Annotated in this window: 26 protein-coding genes; 7 read left to right on the plus strand and 19 right to left on the minus strand. The window is 67.3% G+C overall.

Annotated elements, in window-relative coordinates; genetic code table 11:
* Positions 1-28 precede the first annotated feature (28 nt).
* Genes AB0L70_RS13675 through AB0L70_RS13685 form a run of 3 tightly spaced genes read right to left on the minus strand, consistent with a single transcriptional unit; the run spans position 29 to position 2,491 of the window.
* Positions 29-622 (minus strand): SGNH/GDSL hydrolase family protein, encoded by a 594-nt coding sequence (locus AB0L70_RS13675; RefSeq protein WP_363683556.1) that lies wholly within the window; start codon positions 620-622, stop codon positions 29-31.
* Positions 623-647: 25 nt separating this feature from the next.
* Positions 648-1,745: a Gfo/Idh/MocA family oxidoreductase gene (locus tag AB0L70_RS13680; protein ID WP_363683558.1), complete on the minus strand. Its 1,098-nt coding sequence runs from the start codon at positions 1,743-1,745 to the stop codon at positions 648-650.
* Positions 1,742-2,491 carry a sugar phosphate isomerase/epimerase gene (locus AB0L70_RS13685; RefSeq protein WP_363683560.1) on the minus strand — a complete coding sequence of 250 codons (750 nt, stop codon included), beginning with the start codon at positions 2,489-2,491 and terminating at the stop codon, positions 1,742-1,744. Before AB0L70_RS13685 ends, AB0L70_RS13680 begins: the two co-directional genes overlap by 4 nt.
* A 291-nt stretch (positions 2,492-2,782) precedes the next feature.
* Between AB0L70_RS13685 and AB0L70_RS13690 the strand changes: the two genes are divergently transcribed.
* Complete coding sequence (locus AB0L70_RS13690; RefSeq protein WP_363683562.1) at positions 2,783-3,796, plus strand: LacI family DNA-binding transcriptional regulator; 1,014 nt, start codon at positions 2,783-2,785, stop codon at positions 3,794-3,796.
* Here the strand turns inward: AB0L70_RS13690 and AB0L70_RS13695 are convergent.
* The 3 genes from AB0L70_RS13695 to AB0L70_RS13705 all read right to left on the minus strand — a co-directional run bounded on the left by AB0L70_RS13695 (position 3,793) and on the right by AB0L70_RS13705 (position 7,125).
* A complete protein-coding gene (locus tag AB0L70_RS13695; RefSeq protein WP_363683564.1) occupies positions 3,793-5,886 on the minus strand; it encodes a molybdopterin-dependent oxidoreductase in 2,094 nt (697 codons plus the stop codon). The genes AB0L70_RS13690 and AB0L70_RS13695 overlap by 4 nt on opposite strands.
* Before the next feature lie 35 nt (positions 5,887-5,921).
* Positions 5,922-6,434 (minus strand): AAA family ATPase, encoded by a 513-nt coding sequence (locus tag AB0L70_RS13700; protein WP_363683566.1) that lies wholly within the window; start codon positions 6,432-6,434, stop codon positions 5,922-5,924.
* A gap of 91 nt (positions 6,435-6,525) precedes the next feature.
* Complete coding sequence (locus tag AB0L70_RS13705) at positions 6,526-7,125, minus strand: TetR family transcriptional regulator C-terminal domain-containing protein (protein WP_363683568.1); 600 nt, start codon at positions 7,123-7,125, stop codon at positions 6,526-6,528.
* 80 nt (positions 7,126-7,205) lie between these two features.
* Here AB0L70_RS13705 and AB0L70_RS13710 point away from each other — a divergent pair, with 80 nt between their 5' ends.
* The 3 genes from AB0L70_RS13710 to AB0L70_RS13720 are packed head-to-tail and all read left to right on the plus strand — an operon-like array spanning position 7,206 to position 9,091.
* Positions 7,206-7,754 carry a 2TM domain-containing protein gene (locus AB0L70_RS13710; RefSeq protein WP_363683570.1) on the plus strand — a complete coding sequence of 183 codons (549 nt, stop codon included), beginning with the start codon at positions 7,206-7,208 and terminating at the stop codon, positions 7,752-7,754.
* Between the two features lie 40 nt (positions 7,755-7,794).
* Complete coding sequence (locus AB0L70_RS13715; protein ID WP_363683572.1) at positions 7,795-8,436, plus strand: Pr6Pr family membrane protein; 642 nt, start codon at positions 7,795-7,797, stop codon at positions 8,434-8,436.
* 4 nt (positions 8,437-8,440) lie between these two features.
* Entirely contained in the window at positions 8,441-9,091 is a 651-nt protein-coding gene (locus tag AB0L70_RS13720) for a hypothetical protein (protein WP_363683574.1), read from the plus strand.
* Between the two features lie 157 nt (positions 9,092-9,248).
* On the opposite strand, the gene AB0L70_RS13725 is transcribed toward AB0L70_RS13720, so the two are convergent.
* Together AB0L70_RS13725 and AB0L70_RS13730 are read right to left on the minus strand one after the other, a co-directional pair.
* Complete coding sequence (locus tag AB0L70_RS13725; RefSeq protein WP_363683576.1) at positions 9,249-9,875, minus strand: transglycosylase family protein; 627 nt, start codon at positions 9,873-9,875, stop codon at positions 9,249-9,251.
* 306 nt (positions 9,876-10,181) lie between these two features.
* Positions 10,182-10,709, minus strand: coding sequence for a DUF5946 family protein (locus AB0L70_RS13730; protein ID WP_363683578.1), 528 nt, complete (start codon positions 10,707-10,709; stop codon positions 10,182-10,184).
* 101 nt (positions 10,710-10,810) lie between these two features.
* On the opposite strand from AB0L70_RS13730, the gene AB0L70_RS13735 reads away from it, so the two are divergent.
* Positions 10,811-11,410 carry a response regulator transcription factor gene (locus AB0L70_RS13735; protein WP_363683581.1) on the plus strand — a complete coding sequence of 200 codons (600 nt, stop codon included), beginning with the start codon at positions 10,811-10,813 and terminating at the stop codon, positions 11,408-11,410.
* Here AB0L70_RS13735 and AB0L70_RS13740 read toward each other — a convergent pair.
* The 5 genes from AB0L70_RS13740 to lanKC all read right to left on the minus strand — a co-directional run bounded on the left by AB0L70_RS13740 (position 11,389) and on the right by lanKC (position 19,420).
* On the minus strand, positions 11,389-13,089 hold the full coding sequence (locus AB0L70_RS13740) for an ABC transporter ATP-binding protein (protein ID WP_363683583.1): 1,701 nt from the start codon (positions 13,087-13,089) through the stop codon (positions 11,389-11,391). The genes AB0L70_RS13735 and AB0L70_RS13740 overlap by 22 nt on opposite strands.
* The gene (locus AB0L70_RS13745; protein WP_363683585.1) at positions 13,086-14,738 is read right to left on the minus strand and encodes an ABC transporter ATP-binding protein; all 1,653 of its coding nucleotides are present in this window, start codon (positions 14,736-14,738) and stop codon (positions 13,086-13,088) included. Before AB0L70_RS13745 ends, AB0L70_RS13740 begins: the two co-directional genes overlap by 4 nt.
* Positions 14,735-16,615, minus strand: a complete 1,881-nt coding sequence (locus AB0L70_RS13750; RefSeq protein WP_363683587.1) for a prolyl oligopeptidase family serine peptidase — start codon at positions 16,613-16,615, stop codon at positions 14,735-14,737. Before AB0L70_RS13750 ends, AB0L70_RS13745 begins: the two co-directional genes overlap by 4 nt.
* A gap of 91 nt (positions 16,616-16,706) precedes the next feature.
* The gene (locus AB0L70_RS13755) at positions 16,707-16,844 is read right to left on the minus strand and encodes a SapB/AmfS family lanthipeptide (RefSeq protein WP_130387812.1); all 138 of its coding nucleotides are present in this window, start codon (positions 16,842-16,844) and stop codon (positions 16,707-16,709) included.
* Positions 16,845-16,849: 5 nt separating this feature from the next.
* The gene (gene lanKC, locus AB0L70_RS13760; protein ID WP_363683590.1) at positions 16,850-19,420 is read right to left on the minus strand and encodes a class III lanthionine synthetase LanKC; all 2,571 of its coding nucleotides are present in this window, start codon (positions 19,418-19,420) and stop codon (positions 16,850-16,852) included.
* 276 nt (positions 19,421-19,696) lie between these two features.
* Between lanKC and AB0L70_RS13765 the strand changes: the two genes are divergently transcribed.
* Both AB0L70_RS13765 and AB0L70_RS13770 read left to right on the plus strand, forming a co-directional pair.
* Positions 19,697-20,119 (plus strand): NUDIX hydrolase, encoded by a 423-nt coding sequence (locus AB0L70_RS13765; RefSeq protein ID WP_363683592.1) that lies wholly within the window; start codon positions 19,697-19,699, stop codon positions 20,117-20,119.
* The gene (locus AB0L70_RS13770; RefSeq protein WP_363683594.1) at positions 20,116-21,171 is read left to right on the plus strand and encodes a hypothetical protein; all 1,056 of its coding nucleotides are present in this window, start codon (positions 20,116-20,118) and stop codon (positions 21,169-21,171) included. Before AB0L70_RS13765 ends, AB0L70_RS13770 begins: the two co-directional genes overlap by 4 nt.
* 22 nt (positions 21,172-21,193) lie before the next feature.
* Here the strand turns inward: AB0L70_RS13770 and AB0L70_RS13775 are convergent, their stop codons facing one another.
* The 6 genes from AB0L70_RS13775 to AB0L70_RS13800 are packed head-to-tail and all read right to left on the minus strand — an operon-like array spanning position 21,194 to position 24,913.
* The gene (locus tag AB0L70_RS13775; RefSeq protein ID WP_363683596.1) at positions 21,194-21,427 is read right to left on the minus strand and encodes a hypothetical protein; all 234 of its coding nucleotides are present in this window, start codon (positions 21,425-21,427) and stop codon (positions 21,194-21,196) included.
* A gap of 8 nt (positions 21,428-21,435) precedes the next feature.
* Positions 21,436-21,819 carry a DUF6247 family protein gene (locus AB0L70_RS13780; protein WP_363683598.1) on the minus strand — a complete coding sequence of 128 codons (384 nt, stop codon included), beginning with the start codon at positions 21,817-21,819 and terminating at the stop codon, positions 21,436-21,438.
* Between the two features lie 18 nt (positions 21,820-21,837).
* Positions 21,838-22,899 (minus strand): ABC transporter ATP-binding protein, encoded by a 1,062-nt coding sequence (locus AB0L70_RS13785; RefSeq protein ID WP_363683600.1) that lies wholly within the window; start codon positions 22,897-22,899, stop codon positions 21,838-21,840.
* Positions 22,896-23,669: a molybdate ABC transporter permease subunit gene (modB, locus tag AB0L70_RS13790; RefSeq protein ID WP_363683602.1), complete on the minus strand. Its 774-nt coding sequence runs from the start codon at positions 23,667-23,669 to the stop codon at positions 22,896-22,898. The genes AB0L70_RS13785 and modB overlap by 4 nt, the downstream gene beginning before the upstream one ends.
* A 48-nt stretch (positions 23,670-23,717) precedes the next feature.
* Positions 23,718-24,518, minus strand: coding sequence for a molybdate ABC transporter substrate-binding protein (gene modA, locus AB0L70_RS13795; protein ID WP_363683604.1), 801 nt, complete (start codon positions 24,516-24,518; stop codon positions 23,718-23,720).
* Positions 24,518-24,913 carry a helix-turn-helix transcriptional regulator gene (locus AB0L70_RS13800; RefSeq protein WP_363683606.1) on the minus strand — a complete coding sequence of 132 codons (396 nt, stop codon included), beginning with the start codon at positions 24,911-24,913 and terminating at the stop codon, positions 24,518-24,520. Before AB0L70_RS13800 ends, modA begins: the two co-directional genes overlap by 1 nt.
* Between the last annotated feature and the right edge of the window lie 12 nt (positions 24,914-24,925).

The raw sequence follows: 24,925 nt of genomic DNA on the forward strand, positions 1-24,925 counted from the left end.
CGCTCCCCGCCCAGGGAGAGCGGGGATTTCAGTCTTCCAGCACGATCTTTCGCCACAGGTCCGCGAGCGCCTGATGCCCGGCGGCGCTCGGGTGCACCCCGTCGTCGGCCAGGGTCGCCGCGCCGACGGTGGTGGCCTGGCGGTTCAGCTCGACATCGGCCGGCACCAGGATGGCGCCGTACTCGACGGCGAGCTTGCGGACCACGTCCAGCTTCGGGTCGAGGTCTTCACGCCACTCCTCCTGCCCGGCCTTCACCGGCAGCAGGAACGGCTCGATCAGTACGACGGGACACGCGAGCGGATCCAGGATCGCCCGGTACGACGCCTCGAAGGACTCGGCCGTCGTCGGGTCGGACTTGTCGTAGCGCCGCCAGGTGTCGTTGATCCCGATCAGGATCGACACCAGCGACGGCTCCTCGGCCAGCACATCCGTGGACCACCGGCCGGCCAGATCGACCGCCCGGTTGCCACTGATGCCGACGTTGACGATCCGCGGCCGGCGTTCGCCGAGATCGTCGTACAACTTGCGCACGTAGCCGTCGCCCAGCCCGTCCGGGTCGGTGCGACGGCCGCAGTCGGTGACGGAATCCCCGGCGAACACGAGTGTCCGCCGGGGATCCATGAAGGTGATCGTCACAGCATCCGTCTCAGAGGGTCGCCGCGCTGACGTCCCAGTCGTCCGGCAGGATCGGCGCGACCTCGACCGTGCTCTGGACGTCGACGAACGCACCGGTGTCGATCGAGTCGGTGATGGAGGCCATCACGTCGACGATGTGGAACGCCAGTGCTCCGGTCGCGCGGTGCGGCCGGTCGGCCCGGATCGCCCGCGCCATCTCCAGTACGCCGGTGCCACGCTGAGCCACCGCCTTGGTCTCGGCGATGGTCTCCCAGTCGTCGGCACCACGGCGACGGATCTTGATCTCCCCGTCGAAGCCGTTCGGGTCCGGTACGGCGAGGGTCGCGTCGCTGCCGGTGATCTCGACGAACCCGCCCCGCGACAGCGGCGAGTCGAAGCTGAAGATGCTCTGCGACGACTGCCCCGACTCGAACCGGGCGATCGCGCTGACGTGGGTCGGCACGGTCACGTCGAAGTCGGTCCCCGCCAGCGGACCGGATCCGATCGTGCGCTTCTCCCGCGACTTCGAGCCGATCCCGGCCACGGCCGCGACCGGACCGAACAGCTGGACCAGCGTGGTCAGGTAGTACGGGCCGATGTCCCACAGCGGTCCCGCGCCCTCCTGGAACAGGAAGGCCGGGTTCGGGTGCCAGGACTCCGGGCCGGGCGACTGCATCAGTGTCAGCGCGGTCTGCGGCTGGCCGATGTCACCCCGCTCGATGATCCGGCGCGACTCCTGCAACCCCGGACCCAGGATGGTGTCCGGTGCGCAACCGAGCCGTACGCCGGCGTCCTGGGCCGTGGCCAGCAGCTTCAGGCCACTGTCCTGGTCCAGTGAGAACGGCTTCTCGCTCCACACATGCTTGCCTGCGGCAACCGCTGCCAGGGCCACCTCGACGTGCGCGATCGGGATGGTCAGGTTGACCACGATCTCGACGTCCGGGTGGTTCAGGACGGCGTCGGGACCACCGTGGGTCTCGATGCCGTACTGCTCGGCCTTCTCCGCGGCGGCCTCCGGGCGGAGGTCGCCGATCGCGACCACCTTCAGGTCCGGGAAGCTCTGCATGCTCTTGATATAAGCGTCGGAGATGACCCCGGCGCCGATGACACCTACACCAACAGCGCTCATTCAGGTGCACCCTCTCCGGTCAGGAAGGTGTAGCTGCCCTCGACCGCGTCGAAGATCTCGCCGGTGTAGTCGTCCAGCTCGACCACGCGGAGCGCGCCCGGCGCTGCGGCCAGGATGTCCGCGACCGCGATGACGCCGTCGCCGACCGCGACCTGGGCCTTGTTGTTCAGCGTGCCGTCGCCGTCCTTGACGTGGATCGCCTTCACCCGGTCGCCGAACTTGCCGAGCAGCGCCGGTACGTCGGCACCGCCGACGGCGGCCCAGTACGTGTCCACCTCGAGGATCACGTCGTCGGACAGGTTGTCCACCAGGATCTCCAGTCCGTGCGCACCGCCGATCTTCGACTCGAGCTCGAACTGGTGGTTGTGGTAGCCGACCGTGATGCCGTGGTCGGCGGCCTCGATCGCAGCCTTGTTCAGACCGTCGGCGATCACCTTGATGTCGTCGGCGTTCTGCCACCGGGCCGGGTCGGTGTGCGGGTCGATCACCGTCGTGATGCCGAGCCGCTTGGCCGCGGCGTAGATCGGGCCGGCCTCGTCACGCAGCAGCCCCGCGTGGGTGGTGGGAGCCGAGAGTCCGTGCTTGGGCAGCGCGTCGGCAAGACGGTCCGCGAAGCCGGTCACGCCGAAGGGTTCGACCTTCGTGTAGCCGATCTGCGCGATCCGGGCCAGGGTGGCGTCGAAATCCTCTTCGAGCTTGCCCCGGACCGTGTACAACTGGAGGGACAGGTTGTCCACTGCGACCATGGTTTCTCCTCGTCGCCGGCGCGTCGCCCGCTGCCCTGGGATCTGCACCGACTGATAAGCCGAACCGGTTAAGTAACGGCGCCAACGGTATCTCACCCGCCCCCGCCGCCACCACCCTCCGCCCAACGACTGGGCGGTCACCAACTTGTGAAGCCAAGCCCTCCAGGCCTGGTCAGGGTTTGATCAAACGGTTACTCTGTGCGCCGATTTGATGACACGGCGTAGAAATCGGCGCACACTGAAGGATTCCGGACCGGCCGCCAGCGGTCCGGCCGCCGTGAGGAGTTCGTTGTGTCCCGAGTGACCATCAAAGAGATCGCCCGTCGGTGCGGGGTCTCTCAGGGCGCGGTGTCCTACGCGCTGAACAACCAGCCCGGGGTTTCCGCGGCCACCCGGGCCCGCGTCCTGAAGGTCGCCGCCGAACTCGAGTGGGTGCCCAACCGGGCCGCCCGCCAGTTGTCCGCTGCCCGCAGCGAGACGTTCGGCCTCGTCCTCGCGAGATCCGCGCAGACCCTGGTCGAAGAGCCGTACTTCATGGGCTTCGTCGGTGGGGTGCAGTCCGTGCTGAGCGACAAGTCGTACGCGCTCGCTCTGCAGGTGGTGGCCGACCTCGACGAGGAGCAGGCGACGTACCGGAAGTGGGCCGCGGAGCGGCGGGTGGACGGCGTGATCGTGGTCGACCTGCGGGTCGACGACCCGCGCATCCCGCTGCTGCGGAAGCTCGGTCTGCCGGCCGTCCTGGTGGGGGATCCGGCGCTGGCGGACGGGATGCCGTGCGTCTGGACCGACGGTACGGCGGCGATGAACGCGGCGCTCGATTACGTCGCATCCCTCGGCCATCGCTCGGCCGCCCGTGTCGCCGGCCCGCCGGAGTACGGCGATGTGTGGATCCGCGACCGGGCCTTCGACGTCGCCGTACGACGGCTCGACCTGGAAGGGCAGGTCTGCCATACCGACTTCTCCGCCGTGGAAGGCGCTGCGGCAACCCGCGAACTGCTCACCGTCGGGCCGCGGCCGACCGCGATCATCTACGACAACGACCTGATGGCGGTGGCCGGTCTGGCCGTGGTCCAAGGCCTCGGTCTACGTACGCCGGACGACGTCACGCTGGTCGCCTGGGACGACTCGACGCTCTGCCGGATCACCCATCCGGCCCTGACCGCGATGAGCCACAACATCGTCGGGTACGGCGCCGAAGTAACCCATCGCCTGCTCGACCTACTCAACGGCGCCCGCCCGCAGGCCCACCTCTACTCCACCCCCTTACTGATCGTCCGTGACAGCTCGGGGCGACCGCCGAGCTAACCAGCCGTCACTGTGACCGGTACGCCGTTCACCGCGGCGGTGCCGGCGACCGGGTCGGTGAAGTCGGCGTCGGTGATGTCGTTGGCGCTGGCGCCCGCGACCTGGTTGGCGACAGTCAGGCGGGTGGCCGCGCGATTGTGGCCGAAGCCGTGCGGGAGGCTGACCACGCCGGGCATCATGTCGTTGCTAGAGGCAACTTCAACGTCGACGGACCCGGCCGCGGACGTCACCGTGACCAGCTGACCGTCGGTCAGGTCGCGTTTGACCAGGTCATCCGGGTTCATCAGCAGCTGATGCCGCGGCTTGCCCTTCACCAGTCGCGCCGAGTTGTGCATCCACGAGTTGTTGCTCCGCAGATGCCGCCGCCCGATCAGCAGCAGCTCGTCATCACTGCCGGTCGCCAGGGCCTCTAGCCGGGGCAGATTATCCAGGATCATCCGCTGCGCCAGATCGATCCGCTTCGTCTTGTGGTGCAACGCCTCCGGCAAGGCGGGCTGCAACGGCCCGAGATCGATCCCGCCCGGCGACTTCCGTAGCTGCCGCAGTGACAGCCGATACGGCCCGATCCGTAGCCCGAGGTCCACGATCCGTCTCGGCGACAACCGAAGCCGCGCCATCACTTCGACCTTCCGTCGGCTCCACGGAGTTCGCCGTACGAAGGCCAGGCCGAGGTCCCGGAAGATCTCCCAGTCGTGGCGCGCCTCGGCCGGCTTCGGCAGTACGGCGTCATTCCATCGAGACGTGTTGCGGACGGCGAGCTGGTGGAAGATGACGTCGTAGTGATCGCGCTCGAGCGGTGGCGCGGGCGGCAGGATCACGTCCGCGTGCCGCGTCGTCTCGTTGATGTACGGATCGACCGCGACCATGAAGTCCAGCGCTCCGAACGCCTCGTCGAGCTTCCGGCCGTTCGGCGTGGACAGCACCGGGTTGCCGGCGACCGTCACCATCGCGCGGATCTGCCCGTCACCCGGCGTCAGGATCTCTTCGGCCATCACCGACACCGGAAGCTCACCACCGAACTCGGGCAACCCACGGACGCGGCTCTTCCACACCCCCACGTGTCCACGGCCCAGGCCGAGCAGGGCATTCACCGCCGGCCGCGGGAACATCGTCCCGCCGGGCCGATCGAGGTTGCCGGTGATGATGTTGAGCACCTGGATCGCCCACTGACAGATCGCCCCGAACTGCTGCGTCGACACGCCAACCCGCCCATAACAAGCAGCCCGGTCAGCAGTCGCGAACTCACCGGCGATCCGCCGGATCACGTCCGCCCCGATCCCCGTGATCGCGGCCGCGCGCTCGGGTGTCCACGGCTCGACCGCAGCCTCGACCGCCGCCAAACCATCGACGTACGCCGCCGGTCGTGCGTGGCCGTCCTCGATCACCTGGTGAAGCAGTGCGAGCAGGAACGCGGCATCAGTACCCGGCCGAACGAAGTGATGCTCGTCCGCGACCGCCGCCGTCTCGGTCCGCCGCGGATCGATCACCACGACCCGCCCGCCCCGCTTCCGTACGTCCTTCAATCGGCGACCGAACCCCGGCGCCGTCATCATGCTGCCGTTCGACGCGAGCGGGTTCGCACCGAGCATCAGCAGGTACGACGTCCGGTCGATATCCGGCACGGCCACCATCAACTGGTGTCCGTAGAGCAGGTACGACGCGAGCATCTGCGGCAGCTGATCGATCGACGTCGCGCTGAACCGGTTCCGGGTCCGGAGCTGCCGCACCATCGCCGGCATATGCGTGAGCGCACCAAGACTGTGCACATTCGGATTGCCGAGATAGACCCCGACCGAGTTCCGGCCGTGCTCCCGCTGGATCCCGGTCAGCCTGTCGACGATCAGTTCGTACGCCGCCTCCCACGAGACGTCCTCCCACCCGTCGGCCGTCCGTCGTACCGGCGTGGACAGCCGATCGGGGTCGTCCTGGAGATCGCGCAGTGCGACCGCTTTCGGGCAGATATGGCCGCGGGAGAGCGGGTCCGACTCGTCGCCGCGGATGTCGGTGACGTGGCCGTCCTCGACCGTCACGAGGACACCGCAGATCGCTTCACACAGATTGCACGAGGTCCGCCGTACGGTGGTCGCCATCCAGCCAAACTACCCCTGGGTAGCCTCCGCTGCCATCACTCGAAGCGCGCCTCGTCCAAGCGGCCGAGGATCGCGTCGACGGTTTCGCCGGCGGACAGATCGGAGTTGTCGAGCCAGAGTCCGCGGCGCGGACTGAACGCATGCAACTCGTAGTCGAGCTCGTCGACCAGGTGGTGTGCGCCACCGAGCCGGTTGGAGATGACCTCGGGACGTGGCGTCAGTACGACGAGGTACCGCGGGCGGGTCCGGATCCCGTCGAGGAACTCACGGAGCAGTTCGCCGATCACGACGTCCTCGAGGACCACGGTGAAGCCGGCGTCGGCGTACCCGTCGGCCACCTGACAGGCGAGCCGGTAGCGCAGTTGCAACTGCTTCTGGGCCGCGGCGCTGTCGTCGCGCATGGAGGCCTGACCACTGACGATCATCCGGCGGAAAACGTCGCCGCGGAGGTGCACGCCGAACTGGAATCTCTCGGCCAAGACTTGGGAAACAGTCGACTTCCCGGCCGCCATGATCCCACTGACGACGATCACCCCCTCGGACTCCATGGTGGTGATGGTGCCACGCTCTGCAAGGTTTTAGTCAGGTCTCCTTGAATCTTGTCTGTAACCGGACACACACCTTGGTTTGCAAGGCTTTTCAGGCCAGCAACGTCTCGATGTGATGCCGCAGAAGTTGCCGGATCCGGGCCGGACCGGTGCGGTCCGGTTGGATCGCGCCATGGAGGGCCAGGCCGTCGATCAGAGCATGCAAACGTTCGACCTCGCGGCGCAGGTCGAGACCTGCTTTCAAGACACCTGCTTGATCGAGTGCGCGCAGTAACGAGTCGCACAATTCGCGTAGTCCGTCGTGCACTTTGTCGACGTGCTGGCGCAGTGTGCTGACGCCGGTTTCGGCCCGGGCCTGAGCGATGAATGCCAGCCAGACGTCGAACTCGGCGCGACGATCGGCGTCGAGGGGGAGGACCTCCTCGAGGTAGCGCAGCGCGATCGTGGTCACGCTGCCCTTCACCTCGAGTGCGTCGATCCGCTCGGTCACCCGCCGCGTGACCAGCTCCATCGCGAAGTTGAGCAGACCGTCCTGGTCGGGGAAGTAGTACCGCACGGCGCCCGCGGACCAGCCGGCCTCGGCGGCGATGGTGCGGACCGAGGCGGCGCGGATCCCGTCCCGGCGGACCACCCGCCAGAGCGCTTCGGCGATCTCCTCACGGCGGGTCTCGTGGTCGACGATCTTCGGCATGTGCTCTTTTTAGCACACCTGTGTTAGTGTCTGGTTGTGACACAGTCGTACGGAATAAATTCTCGGGAGGGTGAACTACTGTGCTGCTCGCTGTGATCGCCGCGTGTGAGATCGGCTTCTGGGTCCTGCTCGCCGCCGGCATGGTGACGCGTTATCTGCTCCGCCTGCCGAAGGTCGGCCTGGTCCTGCTGGCCGGGGTTCCGCTGGTCGACGTGGTGATGCTGGTCGCGAGCGTGGTCGACATCCACCGCGGCGGGGAGCCGTCGTTCAAGCACTCGCTGGCCGCGATCTTCATCGGGGTCAGCGTCGGCTTCGGCCATCAGACCCTGAGGTGGGCGGACAAGTGGGCCGCGCACTATCTCGGCGGGGCGCCACGTCCGGTCAAGCCGCCGAAGCGCGGTCCGGAGCGGGCCCGGCGCGAACGCGCCGGCTGGTTCCACCACCTGCTCGCGTATGTCGTCGGTGTCGTCATCATGATCGGTCTCGGCCTGCTGTCCGGCCGTGGGTACGACGCCGCCCTCGCGCCGGCCTTCACCTGGACCATCGTGCTGGTGATCGACGCGATCGTCTCGTTCAGCTACTCGTTCCAGGGTGCCGAGCCGGAGGCCCGCGAAAAGCAGTCGGTCTGAGTTCCCGCCGCTGGTCGCTCCGTCGTCGTACATTGCGATCATGACGACGACGGGGCGTAGCTGGGCCGGACTGACCGCGCTGGTCGTGGCGGTCGGGATCGTGGTGCAGTTGTTCGTGACGGCGAACGGGACCGAGGGGTTCTTCCCGGAGGCCTCGGAGCGGACCTTCAACGTGTTCGCGTACTTCACGATTCAGTCGAACCTGCTGCTCGGTGGGACCACGCTGATGCTGGCGCTGCAACCGAATCGTCCGCAGAGCACGTTGTTCAGGACGCTGCGGTTGAACGGGGTGCTGTGCATCGCGGTGACCGGGATCGTCTATCACGCGGTGCTCGCGGGACACGACGAGCTGCACGGCTGGGCGTCGGTGGCGAACCTCCTGCTGCACACGGTCACCCCGATCCTCGGCGTACTGGGGTGGCTGTTGTTCGGTCCGCGCGGTCAGACCGATTGGCAGATCGTCGGGTGGTCGATCGTGTACCCGTTGCTCTGGCTGGTGTTCACCCTGGTTCGCGGTGAGTTCGTCGGGTTCTACCCGTATCCGTTCATGGACGTCAGTACGCACGGTTACGGACGGGTGCTGCTGAACTGCCTCCTGGTCGCGATACTCTTCCTGGCTCTGGCGGCCGGAGCGACCTTCCTGGACCGTCGGTTGCGCCGGAAGACAACCGTCGAAAGGTAGACCTGTGCTGGTGACCTCGCGCTCGTACGCCGAGTACGAAGCGATGTTCGACCTGACCCAACTGCCCGAATCCGTCCTCGACTGCTGTGCGGGCGGTTCGAGCTTCACCGCGGAGGCTACCGACCGTGGCGTCGACGCCGTCGCGGTCGATCCGGCGTACGAGCTGGCAACGCCCGAGCTCGTCGACACGGTCCGGCGCAGCCTGCCGGCCGGATCCGGGATCGTGGACGCGCATCAGGGCAGCTTCGTCTGGCATTGGTACGGGACCCCGGAGCGCCGCGACGAGATGCGGATCGAGTCCGCCGACCGGTTCCTGCAGGACATCATGACGGCGCCGGAGCGGTACGTCGCCGGTGGTCTGCCGGAGCTGCCTTTCGACGATCGGCGGTTCGAGCTGGTGCTCTGCTCGCACCTGCTGTTCACCTGGGCGGACACCTTCGACCGGGCGTGGCATCTGGCCGGCCTGCGTGAACTGGTCCGGGTCAGCAGCTCCGAGGTCCGCGTCTTTCCGTTGGTCCAGCAAGGCGCGGGCGATCCGGTGCCGTTCCTGCCCGAGATCCTCGACGACCTCGACGGCATCACCTGGGAGATCCGCAAGGTGCCCTACGAGTTCCAGGCCGGCGCCGACGAGATGCTGGTCATCAGTCGCACCTGACGTTTGGTGCTTCCCACCCGTTCGCACTCGCGAATGAGTTGCGCACTAACCCGCCACGAGGGGTGGGAAGCGCCAAACGGCAGCTGCTTCTTTTGAGGGGCCGGTCGGGCGGTGGGATGACGGTCCACCACCACCCGACCGGGTTGGAGCGGGGGTGTCAGCGAAGATACTTGCCGCAGACGGGCCACGGGGAGGCGCCGCGCTGCGCGTACAGCTTCTTCGCGCGCATCAGCTGCTCGGCCGCCGACGCCTTCGCCGGGTTGCCGGAACCGCCGACGCTGCGCCAGGTCTGCAGGTCGAACTGGAACAGCCCGTAGTACCCGGCCGGGTTGACGGCCCGCGGGTTCCCACTGGACTCGCAGTTCGCGACCTTGGCCCAAGCGCCGCTGAGGTTCGCCTTGCCGGTGCTGGCCGGGCGGTCTTCCGAGCGGCTGGTCTTCACCTTGCGCTCGACCTTGCGGATCTTCTTGGACTCGACCTTCTTCGGGGTCGCCTTCCTCGGCGCCGGTGCGGTGGCCTTCTTCACACCGTCCAGCGTCAGGCTCTGCCCGATCAGGATCAGGTCAGGGTCCTTCAGGTTGTTGATCTTGGCCAGCTGGTGCCAGTCGGCGCCGTTGGCCTGGGCAATCTCGGAAAGAGTGTCGCCCGCCTTCACCGTGTAGTCGGTCGCGAACGCCGCTCCGGCGCCGGCTGCGGTGATACCGGCTCCCAAGCCGGCGATGGAGATGGTCCGGGCCACCCGGCGAGTCGATCGCCGGGGGCGCGCATGTCGGGCCTTGGACATCAGAAACGCGCTCCTTGTGAGGCTTCGGGCATGGTGGGAACGCACCAGGCCCCCCATACAGGGGAGGGGAGGGGCATCCGGACTTATCACAGGACAGCGTCCGAATGGTCACGCCACGGTAACGACGCGACCTGAGTCATCCTGTGCGACCATCGCCACAAACGCAAGACCAATCCGTGATCTGCCCCGGATTTTTCTCACGCTTGACGTTCCGAAAGCCCAACAACAGAACGGTTTCCGCCTCAACACGCCGAAGGTTTGAGCCTCGCTGGACGCGGGTAGCACGCGTTTGAAACCGACCTGTTTCTACCGACGGAAATACTTCTCCGGCACCAATTCGATGGTCAGCTTCCGGATGATCTCCTGGTCCTCCGGGGGCCAGGATTCCCACACCTCCCGCGCCCAGCTGATCAGCGCGCTCTCCACGTCGTCGGCCAGCAGGACGTCGTACGCCGTGAGTCTTCCGACCTGCTCGGGTGGGGTCATGGCCGGCCAGTCGTCGTACGAATTGGCCATGATGCCGTGGGCGGTGCGGACGTCGAGATTGCCGGAGCCGCGCTCGAGGTACATGTAGAGGCCGTTGAGTGCGAATACCCGTCCGATCCGTGGTGCGTCCGGAGTGACGTGCTGAGCGCCGTACGCGTCGATGCGCAGCTGGTGCAGGTAGCCGAGCTGCGCCGCATGCTCGACCTCGTAGCCGAGGAGCTCGCCGGCGACCTCCAAGCACTCCGCGGACGCGTTGTATTTCGCGTCGCCGGGCCATTCTGACCTTGGGAGTACGGCGCGGCAGCCGGGGCAAGTGGTGGATTCGTGCGTGTCATCCGGGCGGTTCACTCGTTGATCGAATCACGGGCACCGCCACCCCGGCAGCTGTTTTACCGTCGCGGGGGCGTTGGCCGGTAGATGAGGCGACGGATGTGATGGGGGCAGAACCGGTGATCCGAGTGGCTCTCGGCCATCGCGGCACGTTGGTGCGTGGTGCACTGGCCGCGGTGCTGTCAAGGGAGAACGATCTGGACGTGGTGGCCGAGCTCGACCGCTCGGAGGACGTCCTCCAGGTGGCCGGCCGGCGACCGCACGTGGTGCTGCTCGATCCACAGCTGCCCGGGCGGATCCGGATCGAAGAGTTGTGCCGCAAGCTCACCGGGCGCGGTGTCCTGATGCTGATCGATCACGAGGCGATTGCCGCGACGAGTCTGGCGCTGGTGAAGCAGGCGCCACGGATCGGCCTGATCGCGACGGACGCGACCACCGACCAGTTGGTGCAGGCCGTGCGCGATGTCGCGAAGGGTCTGCCGGTGGTCGACGTACGGCTCGCGGTTGCCGCGTTGAAGGCGGGCGACAATCCGCTGACCGATCGTGAGTGTGAGGTGCTGCGACAGGTGACCACCGGCGCGACCGCTCAGGAGGTCGCGCGGACGCTGAGCTTGAGCGCTGGGACGGTTCGCAACTACCTGTCCCGCATCCTCGCCAAGACGGGCGCCCGGAGCCGGATCGAGGCGATCCGGAAGGCTCAGGACGCGGGCTGGATCTGAGTCCGGCGCTGATTGAGGTTCGGTGCCCAGTTTCCGTGCAGGTCGCGGTAGAGACGGGACGTGCGCATCAGGCTGACGTGCGTGCCCAACGCTGCCTTGTTGCCGTCGAGCACGAGGATGCGGCGGGCCCGCAAGGCTGAACTGATCCGGTGCGCGATGACGATGAGTGTGCCGCCGCGTTTGGCGAACGCCTCCTCGGCCCGTCGCTCGGCCTCGGGATCCAGGAAACAGGTCGCCTCGTCGAGCACGACCAGGGGCGCCGGCGACAAGTATGCGCGGACCAACGCGATCAACTGCCGTTCCCCCGCGGACAACTCACCCGGCTTCACGTCCGCGCCCAGCCCGCCGATCCGTTCGATCAAGCTGCCTGCGCCGACGCAGTCAATGGCAGTGCCGATCTCGGCAGTTGTTGCGTCCGGCAACAAATACGTGAGGTTGTCCAGCACCGAACCACTGAAGACGTACGCCTCCTGGGGGATCAGCACCCGTGTCGCCGCCAACCGATCCGGCGCGACCTCGACCGGAGGTACGCCGCCAACCAGCAACCCACCGCCCGTCGGCGCGAGCATCCCGCAGACCAGACCCGCGAGCGTCGACTTCCCGATCCCGCTCGGACCCACGACCGCCAGGTGCTCACCCTCAGGAATGGTCAGCTCGAGTTTGTCCAACACCGGCTCGGCATCAGGCCCGTACGCGAACGTCAATCCGCGCAGCCGCACGTCGTAGCCCTTGACCGCGACTGCTCGGCGAGGTGGCGCGGTCGGTGTCGACGTGTCCAGGATCCGTCCGAGCGTGATCACGTACCGCAGACCGCTGTCTCCGAGCGCGCTCATCACCGTGTTCAAGGCCGGCTGCAACCCGATCAGCACATAGGTGAGGCCGCCGAGCAAGGTGCCAGTGCTGACCCCACGCCCAACCAACCACGGCCCGGTTGCCAGCAGGATCAGCAGCGGCAACCACCCGCCGACCGCGAAGCACAACGTCCGCAGCGCCGCGACCTTGGCCAACGCTCGCTCCGCCGACGCATGCGCCTCGATCGGCTCCCCGACCAACTCCCCGGCGAACTCCTCGGTCCCCGCCGCCGCGATGTCCCGAACCCCGCCGAACACCATCCCCGCCGACGCCGCCAACTCCTCGTCTGCCGTCAACGACGCCCGCACACGATCGGCCGCCATCCCGAGGACCGCCAACGACAACACAAACCCCAGCAAGAATGGCGGTACGACGAACGCCGCCACCAGCGGCGCCAGCGACAACAACCCGGTCAGTACGCCGAACAACGTCACCGCGAAACTCCGTAGCACCAGGACCAACCCGGCGTACGTGTCCCGAACGATCTCGACCTGCCGGTTCAGCCGCGCCACCGCACTGTCGTCCCCGGTCCGGAGTGCGCCGGAGACAACCCGTCGTACCAAGTCGTCCCGTAGCGGCTCGACCAAGTCACCGAGCCGTCCGTAGACCTGCCGGGCACCCGCCGCGCCCAGGCACGCAGTCGCGATCAAACCGCCGAGCCACGCGATCCCTTGCCAGGCGTGTCCGGCCAGGAAGCTGTCCGTCGCCTTCGCCACCGCGAGTCCGTACACCGCGGTCGGCAGGATCTCCGGAATCGACCACCCGATCAATCTGACCGTGGCCCGTTTCCTCAACCCAGCAGCGCCGTACGCCAGCTCTCTTCTCATCCGAACACTTGGCGGTAGGACGTGTCGTGCCAGAGGTCGGCGTGCGGAGCCACCGCGCGGACCTGGCCGTGGTCGAGCCAGACGACGAGGTCGGCGCGGGCGGCGGTGGCGGAGCGGTGGGTGACGATCAGGCGGGTGCGGTGGTGCCGATCCTCGGTGAGGGTGCGGCTGATCTGTCGTTCGGTGGCCGTGTCGAGGCTGCTCGTTGCATCGTCGAGGACCAGCAGGCGACTCGCGGACCAGGCCCGGGCGAGGCCGAGCCGTTGGCGTTCGCCGCCGGACATCGGTGCTCTGCGCAACGAGGTGAAGTACCCGTCCGGCAGCCGGCTGACGAAGTCATGGGCGTGTGTGGCTCGCGCTGCGGCCAGTGTGCGGATCGGGCTGATCTGGTTCGGTGCGATCGCCTCGCCGATGGTCCGGCCGACCAGCTGTGGGCGTTCGAACGCGCACCCGACCGCGCTGCGCAACGCCCGCCGACTGACGGCCTGCAGCGGTACGCCGTCCAGCGACACCTGACCGGCCGACGGGTCCCGCAGTCGCGCCGCGATCGCCGCGAGTACGGACTTCCCGGCGCCGCTCGGGCCGACCACTGCGACGGTCACGCCGCCGGGTAGGTCGAGGTTCACGTTGTCCAGCAGGACATTCCCGCCGGCCACCACGCTGACACCGTCGAAGGTGAGGTGTCCCGGACCGATCGGGAGTGCCAGGCTTCCGTGGGCGATCGGCTCGATCGCGATCACCTCGGCGGCCCGGTGGACGCCCGCCTTGGCCCGGGCGATCTCCCCGAGCACGCCGGTCAGATTGCCGAGGCCGGCCCCGAGTACGGCGTACTGGGACGCGGCGAACAGGTCACCCGCGGTGATCCGGCCGGAGACGAGTTGGAGGCCGCCGACCGCGAGGACGGCGACGAGCACGAGCGGGCCGACGATCGCGGCCTGGGCGCCGGAGCGGGCCAGGATGCGCCAGGTGACCACACCCTGCTTGTGCAGCTCGGGGAGGAGGCCGAGGATGCGGCGTTCCTCGCGTTCCGTCGTACCGGCCGCGGCGATGGTGCGGATGCCGGTGAGTGATTCGGACAGCAGGGCGGCGATCCGGCCCTGGGTCTCTTGATAGGCGAGGCTGACATGGGCGGTGCGTTTCGCGAACGTCCACAGGACGAAGATCACCAGCAGTACGCCGCCGAAGAACGCCGCGGCCAGCCAAGGGTCGATCAACGCCAGCAGGACCAGGCTGCCAACCGGGGGAGCGATCGCCGCGACCGCGGTCACAGCTGCGGGACCGGCTTGGGCGGCATCGGTCGCGTTGGCGGAGACGCGGGTGACCAGGTCGCCGGTCTCGAAGTCGCGCGTACCTTCAGGGCCGCCGTGAATGACGTGCCGGACCAGGCGATGCCTCAGCCAGGCGGTGGTTTCGGCAACGCAGGCCGCACCCGCGAACGCGTCGACGATGCTCGCCGTGATGCCGAGTGCGATCAGGCCGGCGGCCGCGATCAGCCATTGGGTGTACCCGGACCCGGCCACGATCGAGTCGACCGAGCGGCCGAGGATCGTGGGCAGCGCGAGGGTGACGCCGCTGCCGATCAGGGCGTTGAACCCGATCAGCGGCAGCCAGCCGCGACCGCGCTTCGCGACCTCGCCGAAGGTGATCATGACGCGAGTCCGGTCTGATCTGCCAGGAATGCGAGCATGTCCGCGGCGAGGCTGATGCCGCCCGACACGTGGCCCGCGTCGGGCTCGTTGCGGAGCAGGATCGTGCTCTCGGTCGCATGCTGAAGCGCGGCGCACATCTTCCTTGCGTGCAAGGGATCCACGCGCGTGTCGTTCCCGAAGACGGTGAACAGCACGGCCGGATACTTCACGCCCGCCGCCACTTGGTGGTACGGCGAGTAGGCCAGCAGGGTCCGGAATTGGTCAGGGTCCTTGGCGGACCCGAACTCCGGGACCCACCGCTCGCCCAAGCCGGACAACTCATACCGGGCCATGTCGGTCAGCGGCGCCGAGCAGACCGCAGCCGCGAACAACTCCGGCCGTTGCGTGAGTGCGGCGGCAACCAACAGGCCACCGTTCGATTCACCGCAGAGCGCCAACTGCTCGGGTGTAGTCCAGCCTTCGGCGATCAGGTACTCGGCGGCGGCGATGAAGTCGTCGAAGACCTTCTGCTTGTTGTGCAGGATCCCTTCGCGATGGGACTCCGCGCCGCGCTCACCACCGCCACGGACATGTGCCGTGACGAAGACGCCGCCGGCCTCCACCCAAGCGAGGGCGAAGGCGGAGTACGTCGGGGTGAGGGTCTGGCCGAATCCGCCGTACCCGTAGAGGATCGTGGGCCGCGGGCCGTCGCTGTCGGGCTTGGTGATCGCGCGGAGCTCGAGCTCGGTGCCGTCGGGGGAGGTGTAGGTGCGGCTGTTGGTCTCGACGGTCGGTTGATTGCCGGCGGATTGCGAGCTGGTCTGGCCGGTGCTGGCGTCGTAGCAATAGACCCTTGGTGGCGTGACGCTGTCCGTGTACGTGAACCAGGCACGGTTCTGGCTGTCGGCGCTCAGTGAACCGATCGAGCCGATGCCCGGCACATCGACGGTGCCGAGTTCCCGCCCGGACTCGCGGTCGTGGATGGTGATCGCTTGGCCTGTCCCGACCAGGACGATGTCGTCGAGGATCGCCAACCCGGTCAGCGGCTTGTGCGGGCTGATGTAGCCGTGCCATTCGGTCGGCCTGGTCGGATCGCCGATGCAGATCCGGCCGGTGGGAGCGCCGCGGGTGGTGACGACGTACAGGCGGCCGTCCGGGCCAACCGTCATGATCGTGGTCGCGTCGACCCCCTGCTGGATCGGCCTCGGCGGCTCGTCCGTGGACAGGTCCGCGAGCCAGAGATCGTTCGCCGCGCCGCGCGCCGCAGAGATCGTCAACCAGCGGCCGTCGGCGCTGATCTCCAGCCCGTACGACGCTTCGCCGGGGAGGATCGTGGTGTCGTCAGGGACGCCGAGCTCGTGGCGTCGAACCTGCCGGAAACGTACGTAGTAGAACGACTTTCCGTCCGGGAGCCAGGCGATCGGGGAGTAGCGGCAACCGTCGATCGGGCCGTCGATGAGCTGACCGGTGGTCACATCGAGGACATACAGGACGGACTGCTCGTCGCCGCCCTGCGAGACCTGGAACGCGAGCCGGCTGCCGTCCGGGGAGGGCTGCCAGGCGTCGAGCGTGGTCAGGTTGAGATCCAGTGGCGTGTCGTCGACGTACAGGACCGGGTGCTGTTGGCCGGGCTCACGGCGTACGGTGAAGCACCGCTCGCCTCGCCAGACCGGGGTGGACACGGTGGCGACGTTCGACAGCTCTCGGACTCTGTTGCGCAGGCGGTACCTGCTCGACAAACCCGCGGCGTACTCGAGCCACGCGTCGTCTTGTTCCTCCAGCCAGCGCTGGGTTTCCGCGGTCGAGGCATCCTCGAGCCAGCGGTACGGATCCGCGACGGCATAACCGTGCACCTGCTCCACGAGCGGTAGCCGCTCGGCGCATGGATGAGATTGCACGAATTCGCTCCCTCCGCTGCAAGACAGGTATGGCCCTGGGTGGGTATGCCGCCCACCCAGGGCCGTCAGAACCTGGTTACCCAGGTGCCGATCAGTGGCAGAGCAGAAGGCTCAGGTTGCTCGGGGTCTGCGAAGCGCAGCCCAGCACGGTCAGCGTGGAGCCGCCGTGGTGGTGACCGCCGTGGCCGTAACCCGGGGTCTCGAGACCCTGAAGGTCGAGAAGTGCCATTGTGTTTACACCTCCTTCGGTGTGAATCGTCGGGATGGAGACTCGGACCACTGGGGAGGTCCGAGGAACGGGAGGGACACCGGCGCGTCGTGCAGCGCCGTACCCAGAGCCAGCAGGACGCCGGCCGATCCGGTCGCCAGGTCCATCGAGAGACGGAGCAACTGGTTGCCCGGGTACGCGAGGCCGCCCTCGAACGGCATCGCGTGCCAGCCGAGCCCGTACACCAGGTCGTCGACCGTCGACTGCTCCTCGCCGAGCTCAGCGGCGGTGAGGAGCAGACCGGCGCGACCCATGAACAGGCCGGGCTGAACGTAGAAGGAGCAATGTGTCACGCGCTTCAGCTCGGCGAGAGTCGCGGCGAGCTCGGCGGACGGGCGGTGGCGCAGGTAGCGCTCGAGAACGAGTGCGACCCCGGCCGAACCCTCTTCGAGATAAGGCAGGGTGCGCCAGCCCTGGTTCACCTGGCGCATGCCGTCGTCGGTGAGGACGGTTCGTTTGAGGTCCTGCCGGATCGCGATCTCGGCCAGGTCCAGCAGCCCGGTGTCGCCGAGTCGCTCGAACGCTTCGAGGAACAACAGTGCCGGGCCGGACGACCCGTACATCAGACCGGCCCGCGCATGCGGACCACCACTGATCTCGGGTACGTCGCTGTCCAGCCGGTCCGCTACCAGGTCGAGAATCCTGACCGCCTTGGCCCGCAGCGTCGGCTCGGTGTCGAAGTGCAGGAGGTTCAGGCCGATGCCGGCGAGGCCGGAGTGCAGCCCGAGCTCGCGGGAGCTCCAGTCGTCGGCGAGCGTGCGGTCGACCAGGTCGAGCGCGTCCTGCCGGTAGCCGAGCTCGTCGAGGACGTGCGCGACGCCGTGCAGACCGTCGTACAGGCCCGGTCCGGTCGCGGTGTCCACGGCGCGGTGGCGCAGCCATTCGTCGTACTGCGGGAATCGGCCGGCGCCGGTCTTCGCGAGGGCGTAGAGGACGCCCGCGGCGCCGGTGGCGAGGTTGATGCCGCCGCCGTCCTGGAACTGGGCGATGTCGCCGGGGAAGAGGCGGTCGGTGCGCTCGGGTGTCGCGCTGGCGACGACGGCCTTCGTGAGCGCGTCGCGGACCTCGGTCCACTCGGCTTCGCCCGGCAGGGCGAGGTCGACCATCTCCGGGTCGTGCGTCAGCGTCGGGCCGACGATCGTCCGGACGGCTTCCTCGATCGTTGCCCTGGGCACGGGGAAGGTCTCGGTGATCATGTCGGCGAGCTGGAACGCCTTGCCAGGATGCATGTTCAGCAGGATCGTCGCCTGCGGCGCGTAGACCCCGAGCGCGATGCAGGCGAGGGCGTAGCGGTCGACGTCGACGCCTTGCCGGTCCTGCGGTGCCGCGTAGCCGGGATGGGCGAGCGTCGAGCGGGCCTTGTCCTCGGCCTTCGTCGCGACCTCGAAGTCGATCAGCGTGAGCCGGCCGTCCGCGTCGAGCAGGACGTTGTCCGGGTGCAGGTCGCAGAACACGACCCCGCGCTCATGCAGTTGCCCGACCGCCTCGGCGACCTTGGTGATCATCGTCGTGGCCCACTCGGCGTACTCGGCCTTGTCGGCCTCGGTCGCATCCGGGTGGGTCAGCGGATACCGCCGGACGAGCTCGCGCTGCAGCGACACCGAGTCGATGTGCTCCTGCACGAGGAAGTGATGCTCACCGAGCTGGAGGTAGTCGTGCATCCTCGGTACGACGTCGAGTCCGTCGAGCTGCTCGAGGATCTCCTTCTCGTGCGAGATCCGAGCCACCGCATCCCGGCCGGCCATGTCGAGTCCGGCGTACGGGCGTCCTTCCTTCAGGACGACGCGGTCACCGGTCTCGTTGTGGTGGCCGACGTACACCCCGCCGCCGTTGGAGAACTGGATGACGCCGTCGACCGTGTAGGCGAGGTCGTTGGTGGTGACCGCGTTGCGCGCGTCGAGGTGCGGCTGGAGGAAGTCCGGCAGCGTCACCCACGGCGGCGTGGCGAACGTCGGGCCGCGATGGTCGGGGACCAGCTGGCCGCGGTCGTCCTCGAGGGCGAGCACCCGCTCGCCGGTCTCGGACAGGCAGTACCTGCTGACGAAGGCGCCGTACCGCACGAAGAGCGGGCCTTCGCCGATCCGGAGATCGCTCAGGATGTAAGGGCCCTGGACGCCGTGGAGGGTCTCGTCGAGCTCCTTGAGGATCAGCTCGAGCTGCGTCTCGTCGGTCGGGTAGATCGTGACCAGCTTGCCGCTCGACCCGCGGGGAGCAGCCTTGGAGTTCACCATCACCAGGACGGGCTCGTTGCGCAGGAACTTGAACGCGATCCCGCGCGGGACGCAGTAGTCCCAGATCGCCTCGAGCGTCCGCCCGACATCCGCGAGCCGCGCCGAGACATGGATCTTCCAGCCCTGCTGCGGCAGCTGGAGGCCTTCCGGCGCGTAGTGCATCCAGGTCTCGCCCGGTACATGGCGCCAACCGTCCGGCACCGGCCGCTGGAAGATCGGGAAATCCGGATGCTGAGCACCACGATTGGCCGGCGTCTCGTAGAACCGCCGATCCGCAAGGCAGTAGAACTCGTAACTCTCATGCATGACTGTCCGACCCCCTCTCTCGTGGTGCCCCGGAACATCTTGGGCGCCGAGAGAGGGCCGGCGTAGTGCACGATGTCATCACTCAGGTGTGAATAATCCACACACTACGAGTGAGTAACTAAACACTCTTCGTTACCTGACCGCCGCCTCTGAGCGTGAATCCCCCCGTAACAACATGTCAATCCGCGACAACCCTGTCACACCACGTAACTTCATTCCGTGTGCATCGTGCTCGCTGCATCGGTTTCCGTCACCTCTACCCCTTACCGTCAACTCGTGGCCGAAAGCACATCCTGGAAGATCCACAACGAACGCCTAGTGGACGACACCCGCCGCCTCCGCCTGAGCATCGCCTCGGTCGAGCGCTGGGTCTGGGAGCTCCCCGGCGGTTACGTCGACCCCGACGAGGATCCAGCCGCCACTGCGTCACGCGAGGTCGAGGAGGAAACGGGCTGGCGCCCGCGATCCGTCAAGCCACTCGTCTCCCTACAACCCTCAGTGGGTACGACGGACGCCGAGAACCTCCTCTACATCTCGTACGGCGCCGACCACATCGGCGATCCCCCAGACATCAACGAAGCCGAACGCATCGCCTGGCTCCCCTTGCGCAACATCCCAGCCCGCATCCAGTCCGGCGAAATCATCGGCGCCGCCTCGCTGGTAGGACTCCTCCACGTACTGGCGTTCCCGCACCCATGACCGACGCCTGGCTGGACGTACGTCGCCAACTGCAGACCAACCGTCACGCGTGGGGTACTGATGCGGCCGCCGACTACCCTGCCGAGCGTTGGGTGGCCGGCACACCTCTGCTCGCGCCCGCGTCGTGGTTCCCGGTGCAGCCGATTCCGTTGGGGGCTATTCGGTTGGAGTACGACGCTGCCGCGGTGTTCAACGGGGTTACGGGTGAGGGGTCCAACGCTGTTCCCTCGTCGTACTCGTCCTATGCCGACGCGATCGCCGCGTTGGCCCGGCCGGCTGTCTTCGAGAACCGGCCCACCTACCGGCTCTTGTCCGCAGACCTCACGGCGCCAGATCCCGTGCTTCGGCTCGGTCGCGGGACCTACTTCGACAGCATCAACACCGGTGAGGCCTCGGCCCACGAGTACGCCGCTCGCCGTCTGGGCATGCAGTCCTCGACACCCCTGCGAGATGCGATCGGCCATCCCTGGGAACCAGCCCGGCGCCCGACCAACCTCGCCATCAGCACGCTGGTGATTCGCAAAGACACCACCTCCACTTTCCTGATGCACTGGCGAGACCCCACGAAGGTCGGACACGCCGGCGGCCTGTATCAGGTAGTCCCCTCCGGCATCTTCCAACCCAGCGCCGACGCCACCTGGAACGAACTCCACGACTTCAACCTGTGGCACAACCTCACCCGAGAACTAGCCGAAGAACTCCTAGGCACCTCCGAAGACCACGGCAGCAACAACGCCCCCATCAACTACGACACCTGGCCCTTCGCCACCACCCTCACAGCCGCCCTCACCAACGGCACAGCCCACGCGTACTGCGTAGGCCTAGGCGTAGACCCCCTAACCTTCGCCACCGACCTCCTAACCATCCTGATAATCGACGCCACCACGTACGACGCCCTTTTCCCCACAACCATCACCCACAACACCGAAGGCCGAGTCCTAACCCCCCAACCCTTCACCCCCGCCGTCCTAAAAGACTTCATCCACCACAAACCCCTCCAACCAGCCGGCGCCGCAATCCTCCAACTCGCCTGGGACAACAACCTGGCCTAAGGCCGGCGCGAGCAGGTTGCAGTCAACCGACCCAGGTGACATCGAAGATGCGGATCAGTTCGCCCTGCTCATCGACATGGAAGGACAGCAGGCCGAGGGAGCCGAAGATGCACTGACGAAAGTGGGGGTCGTGCGGGTCGAGGATGTGAGCTTCCCACGGAGTACCAACCAGCTTCGTGACGCGCTCGACCAAGGCGTCGAACGCCTGAGGAGGCAATCCCTGAAGCTGAGCGAGTGCTGCCGCGTGGAACTCCACGCGAAAGGTCACTGGCGATCTGGCCAGCCCGGGATCACCCGTTCAGCGGATGTGAACTCGTCTGCTCTGTTCTCACGGACTGCTTGGAGTGCGTCGCTGAAGCCTGGACTGGAATAGGCGACGGCCCGGAGGTGCCACAGATGGAGCACATCTCGCAGGTGCTGAAAGCGCCAGACCTCGTGAGCGGCGTCGAGCGCCTGGTGATATTCGTCGAGGAACTGCTCATGCCACTCAGGCGGCAGCAGACGGAGGATCTGTGCTGGATCCTCCGGCGAGCTGTCTACAGGCTGCGCAGTCATGCCCTCACAGTACTGGGTGAACCCCCGGCCGATCGAGATATCCACAGGCCAGATCGGGTCGGGCCGGTGCAGCGATTTATGTTCAGTCTGCACGCGTGGGGAGGAAATCTCTCACACCGGGTAGGTGGTTATTTCGGTGGCTTTTAGGGTGGTGTGGAGGGGTTGGCCGGGGGATAGGTGGAGGTCGGCTACTGCGGCGGTGGTTATGTCGGCCAGGAGGACGGGTGGGCCGGCGGGGGTGGCGTCTAGGCGGACTCGGACTGTGTGGGCGTGTTGTTCAATGCCGGTGACTGTCGCGGGCCAGGTGTTGCGAGGGCTGCCTGCGGGTGGGGACACGTAGAGGCTGACCGCGGTGGGCGGGAAGGCGACATGGACTGGCCCGGTAGCTGGTTCGGCGAGGGTGATCGTGCCGCCGTCCATCAAGGTGACCGCAGTTCCGGAGGCGGTGCCTCGGTAGAGGTTCAGGCCGACCAGCTGGGCTACGTAGTCGGTGCGCGGGCGGCGGGCGATCTCCGTCGGGCGGCCTTCTTGGACGATGCGGCCGTCTTCGATGATGATCAGGCGGTCCGCGAGCACCATGGCGTCCAGCGGGTCGTGTGTGACCAGCAGAGTGCGCCCCGCGAAGCGACCAAGGTGCTGACCCAGTTCGGCGCGGACGTGCAGCGTCGTACTGGCGTCCAACGCAGCCAAAGGCTCGTCCAGCAACAAAAGCTCGGGCTCGGTCGCCAACGCACGAGCCAGCGCCACCCGCTGAGCCTGCCCGCCGGACAACGACCGCGGCCGAGTACGCGCGTACGACGACAACCCAACCGTCTCGAGCCAACGCAAGGCCTCGGCGCGTGCTGTCTGTTTGTCGACACCGCGGGCACGGAGGCCGAAGGCAACGTTCTCCAAACAGCTCAGGTGATCGAACAGCAGGTAGTCCTGGAACACCACGCCGATCGGCCGGCGGTCCGGCGTACGGAAGGTCCGTGGCGGTTCGTCCCACACCTCAGCCCCCAGAGCGATCCGCCCACCGCCCAAGGGCAGCAGGCCCGCGATCGCCCGCAAGGCAGTCGTCTTACCAGCACCGTTGGGCCCCAGCAACGCAACGACCTCGCCGGGTTCGACAACCAACTCCAGCCCGAGCTCAAAGGCTCCACGCGCAACCCGGACGTCGGCGTACAGAGTCATCGGAGCCCACTGATCCAGCGCTCGCGCAGAGACGCCAATACGGCGACAGACACGATCAGGAGCACCAGGCTGAGTACGACGGCCACGTCCGGGTCGGTCTCCAACGCGAGGTACACCGCCAGCGGCATGGTCGTCGTAGTACCAGGCAGGTTGCCCGCAAACGTGATGGTGGCGCCAAACTCACCCAATGCACGAGCCCAGCACAGTACGGCGCCAGCCACGACACCCGGTGCGATAGACGGCAACGTCACCCGCCGGAACGTCAGCCACCGCCCTGCGCCGAGTGTTGCGGCCGCCTCCTCGTAGCGAGGGTCAGCGGCCCGCAGTGCACCCTCAACCGAGATCACTAGGAACGGCATGGCAACAAACGCCTCCGCCACGATCACCCCGGCCGTGGTGAACGGCAAAGAGATGCCAAACCACATATCCAGGTGCTGACCGATCAGACCGCGCCGCCCCAGCACCAGCAGCAACGCAACACCACCCACCACAGGTGGCAACACCAGCGGAACCGTCACCAGCGCGCGAATAAGGCCACGGCCAGGCAGACCCCCGCGAGCGAGCAGCCACGCCAGCGGGATGCCCAAGAGCAGGCAGAGCACAGTGGCAGCCGTTGCGCACAGCAAGGACAGCTTCAGCGCGGTCCACACGTCCGCACTGAACAGGCGGCTCGGTAGCGTCGACCAAGGTGCCTTGACCAGCAGACCGATCAGCGGGACCAGCAGAAACGCCAGTCCGAGCACTGCGGGCAGCAGAAGCACCAGGGGCAACCGCCCACTGGTGCTTCGGCCACGACGACTCACAGTGCGTCGAAACTACTACGACTTCGGCGCGTCGAACCCTGCGGCGCTCAGGACCGCTTTGCCCTTGTCGGACAGCACGTAGTCCACGAAGGCCTTGGCGCCGTCCGGGTTGGGCGCTTTGGTCAACGTGGCGATCGGGTACTCGTTGATCGCCTTGTTCGCCTCGGGGAACTCGATGCCGTCGACCTTGCCCTTGGCGGCCAGTACGTCGGTCTTGTACACCAGCGCGGCGTCCACCTCACCGAGGCTGACTTTGGTCAGCGCGGCCTTCACGTCCTGCTCGAGGCTGTCCGGCTGCGGCGTGATCCCGACCGCCTTGAACACCTTGTCTGCCGCGGCGCCACACGGCACCTGTACGGCGCAGAGCGCGATCTTCTTGCTCTTGTCCGAGAAGTCCTTGAGCCCAGTGATCTTGGCCGGGTTCCCCTTCGGCACGGCGATCTCGAGCGTGTTCTGTACGAACGTCGTCGCCGTGCCCTTCTCCTTCACGTCGTCCATGTTCTTCGGCGCGGCCGATGCGAATACGTCCGCGGGAGCACCCTGGTTGATCTGCTGCGCCAGGGCCGAGCTGCCGGCGAAGTTGAAGGTCACCTTCACGCCGGGGTTCGCGGCCTCGAAGTCCTTGCCCAGTTGGGTGAACGTGCCGGTCAGCGAGGCCGCCGCGAACACGGTGATGCTCCCGGACACAGCCGGCGTGCTGGAAGTGCTGCTGCTGCCCGAGGGCGAGGACGACGCGGCCGGGCTGTCGTCACCGCAGCCGGCGAAGGTGAGCGCGGCAACAGCGGCGAGCGCGGCGAACGCGGTACGGCGGAACATCAGGCCTCCGGGATTTCGACGACGACATGGGTGGACTTGATCGAGGCGACGGCGACCACACCTGGCTCCAGACCGAGCTCATCGGCGGCCTCGCGACTCATCAGCGACACGACGCGGAACGGCCCGGCCTGCATCTCGACCTGGGCCATCACACCGTCCTTGAGGACGCGGGTGACGATCCCCCGCATCCGGTTGCGCGCCGACGCCGCGGTGGTGTTGCCCGGCTCCGGCGTCTCCGCCAGTTCCTGGGCGAACTTGGCGAGCGCTTGCCCTTCGACGGCCATCCGGCCGCTCTCCTGGATGGACGGCAATCGACCCTGGTCGACCCAGCGGCGAACGGTGTCGTCGCTGACTCCCAAGAGTGCCGCCGCCTCACTGATCCGCAAGTTCGGCACGGGAGACAGCAT

This window comes from Kribbella sp. NPDC051952 (genome assembly GCF_040680855.1).
Classification (GTDB): domain Bacteria; phylum Actinomycetota; class Actinomycetes; order Propionibacteriales; family Kribbellaceae; genus Kribbella.